Source organism: Methylobacterium sp. 37f (genome assembly GCF_023093475.1).
Lineage (GTDB): Bacteria > Pseudomonadota > Alphaproteobacteria > Rhizobiales > Beijerinckiaceae > Methylobacterium.
In genome coordinates this window covers 1-1,190 of record NZ_JAGHKN010000094.1, presented here as the reverse complement: position 1 = coordinate 1,190, position 1,190 = coordinate 1, and the positions used below count along the sequence as shown (strand labels likewise).

Sequence of the window (1,190 nt, the reverse complement as noted above, 5' to 3'; positions counted from 1 at the left end):
TACTCGTTGATGGCGGCGACGACGCCGGCGCCGACGGTGCGTCCGCCTTCACGGATGGCGAAGCGCAGCTTCTCTTCCATGGCCACCGGCACGATCAGGGTGACGTCCATGGTCACGCTGTCGCCCGGCATCACCATCTCGGTGCCCTCGGGCAGCACGCACACGCCGGTCACGTCCGTGGTGCGGAAGTAGAATTGCGGGCGGTAGTTGGTGAAGAACGGCGTGTGACGGCCACCTTCTTCCTTGGTGAGGATGTAGGCCTCGGCCTTGAACTTGGTGTGGGGCTTGACCGAGCCGGGCTTGCACACGACCTGGCCGCGCTCCACGTCCTCGCGCTTGGTGCCGCGCAGCAGCACGCCGACGTTGTCGCCCGCCTGACCCTGGTCGAGCAGCTTGCGGAACATCTCGACGCCCGTGACCGTCGTGGTCTGGGTGTCGCGGATACCCACGATCTCCACCGTCTCGCCGACCTTGACGATGCCGCGCTCGACGCGACCCGTCACCACCGTGCCGCGACCCGAGATCGAGAACACGTCCTCGATCGGCATCAGGAACGGCTTGTCGATCGGACGCTCCGGCTGCGGGATGTAGGCATCCACCGACGCCATCAGCGCCAGCACCGCGTCGTGGCCGACGGCCTTGTCGCCGTTGTCCAGGGCGACCTTGGCCGAGCCCTTGGTGATCGGGATGTCGTCGCCGGGGAAGTCGTACTTGGAGAGGAGCTCGCGCACCTCCATCTCGACGAGCTCGAGGAGCTCGGCGTCGTCGACCAGGTCGACCTTGTTGAGGAACACCACCAGGGCCGGCACGCCGACCTGACGGGCGAGCAGGATGTGCTCGCGGGTCTGCGGCATCGGGCCGTCGGCCGCCGACACCACCAGGATCGCGCCGTCCATCTGCGCCGCACCCGTGATCATGTTCTTCACGTAGTCGGCGTGGCCCGGGCAGTCGACGTGGGCGTAGTGACGGTTGGCCGTCTCGTACTCCACGTGCGCCGTCGAGATCGTGATCCCGCGCGCCTTCTCCTCGGGAGCCTTGTCGATCTGGTCGTAGGCCGTGAACGTCGCACCGCCCGACTCCGCCAGAACCTTGGTGATCGCCGCCGTCAGAGACGTCTTGCCGTGATCAACGTGACCGATCGTGCCGATGTTGCAGTGCGGCTTCGTACGCGCGAATTTCTCTTTGGCCAT

The 1,190-nt window shown here is 66.5% G+C and carries 1 protein-coding gene; it reads right to left on the bottom strand.

Features of this window, described 5'->3' with window-relative positions; genetic code table 11:
• Positions 1–1,190, bottom strand: a 1,190-nt coding sequence (gene tuf / locus J7U37_RS24765; protein ID WP_056480538.1) for an elongation factor Tu, incomplete at its 3' end; no start/stop codon positions are given.